This window comes from Treponema sp. JC4 (assembly GCF_000260795.1).
Taxonomy (GTDB): domain Bacteria; phylum Spirochaetota; class Spirochaetia; order Treponematales; family Treponemataceae; genus Treponema_D.
Genome location: NZ_AJGU01000093.1, coordinates 1 through 1,820, shown reverse-complemented (window position 1 = coordinate 1,820; position 1,820 = coordinate 1). Strand labels below are relative to the sequence as shown.

The 1,820-nt window shown below is 29.1% G+C and carries 2 protein-coding genes; both read left to right on the top strand.

Annotated elements, in window-relative coordinates:
* The coding region (locus MSI_RS13330) for a glycosyltransferase (protein ID WP_155815646.1) at nt 1-585 on the top strand (585 nt) is incomplete at its 5' end.
* A complete protein-coding gene (locus MSI_RS14225; RefSeq protein ID WP_009108193.1) occupies nt 572-1,759 on the top strand; it encodes a glycosyltransferase in 1,188 nt (395 codons plus the stop codon). The genes MSI_RS13330 and MSI_RS14225, both read left to right, overlap by 14 nt.
* The last annotated feature ends 61 nt before the right edge of the window (nt 1,760-1,820 follow it).

The following is a 1,820-nucleotide window of genomic DNA, read 5'->3' as shown; positions in this document are numbered from 1 at the left end:
CTTGGCTCTGCATTTCGTCAAAAACAATCAATCTGTTTTGAAAATGAATTTCCAGAGTTTTTAATGGTAAGTACAATAGAACCACGAAAAAAATATGATCAGGCGGTTCTTGCCTTTACTGACTTGTGGGACAAAGGATATAAGATAAAATTACATATTGTTGGCAGACCTGGCTGGTTAGTTGAAGATACCATAAAGCTAATAAACAACAACAAATACCTGAATAAATTTCTTTTCTGGCATAACACAGGTATCCCCGATGATGAATTATGCGCTTTATACCAGCGAGCAGATGCTGTTGTTTTCGCAAGCATTTCAGAGGGATACGGTTTAGCTTTAGCCGAAGCTGCTAGTTATAACAAGCCATTAATAATTCGAGACATCCCAGTTTTTAGAGAATTGGTAAATGATACAGCAATATATTTTACAGGATTTGAACCTGAAGCTATCAGCAGTAAAATCCTTGAATTTTTAGAAATGAAAAAAAATAAGAATGTATTGCTTCCTGTCGTTAAATATACAGGTTGGGAGGATTTTACAAAAAAAATCTTATTTTATATGGATATATTAAATGAGCAGAAATAAACTACTTTCAATTTCTCTTTGCGCAACCTTAAAAAACAATAACCATGCAGGTGGAAAAGTTAATTGTTATTATTTACAAAAGCTTGAAAAAAATTTTGATATAACATATATATGTGGTTTTTCAAAAAATGAACTAAATTCAAATTGGGAAGAAAGAAAACTACAGGGTGATTATAAAATAGTTTGTACACAAGACTACTACAAACCATCTTTTTTCGAAAAATGTATTAATAAATTAATTCTATTAACAAAAATATCTGTTTATATATTTTTTTTAGATTATTATAAAACATGCTCTTTCCTCCGTGAACTCAACAAACTGAAAAAAAATAAATACGCACCTGATACCATCATACTTGATTGGACACAATGCATATTTCTTTCAAAAAAAGTCCGAAAATTATTTCCAGCTTCAAAAATCATTGGTGTTGAGCAAGATGTTTCTTTTTTGAGTTATAAGAGAAGAATTGATTTACAATGCAGTCATAAGCAGAAAAAAATTGCAAAACAACATTATAATCTGCTCAAAAAAAAAGAATTATATTATCTCTCATTTCTTGATAAAATTAATGTATTAAATAAAAAAGATGCAGACTTATTGTTAGAAAATAAAATTCCTGCTGGAAAAATTAAAATTATTGCTCCGTATTTTGATGATTTTTCAAATGTAAGACATATTTTTAATACAAAAAAAATTATCTTTTACGGACATATGTCTCGGGTAGAAAATTATGAATGTTGTATATGGTTTATTGAGAATGTATTTTATAAACTACCCTCAAATTATACACTAACAATAATAGGAGCAAATCCTCATAAGTCACTACTTAAATATACATCTGAACGAATTATAATTACTGATTATATAAAAGATGTAACTCCATACTTTGAGACGGCATTATGTTCTATTGTTCCTCTTTTACTTGGGGCAGGAATCAAAATCAAAGTCCTTGAATCAATGTCAGCAGGGATTCCCGTCCTCACAAATGCAATCGGTATCGAAGGGATTCCTGCCAAAAACAAAATCGATTATCTTCATTGTGAAACAGCACAGGATTATATCTCTGCTATTTCTGAACTTGCAAATAATTATGAAATGCAAAAATTAATAAGCAAGAACGCCCGAGATTTTATATCACGAAATTTTAATTATAAAAATGATTCATATTTATAATAGTTTTTGCAGTATTTTTGTTTCTATATTAAACGTATCTTCATATCTTTTTTTTCCTTTT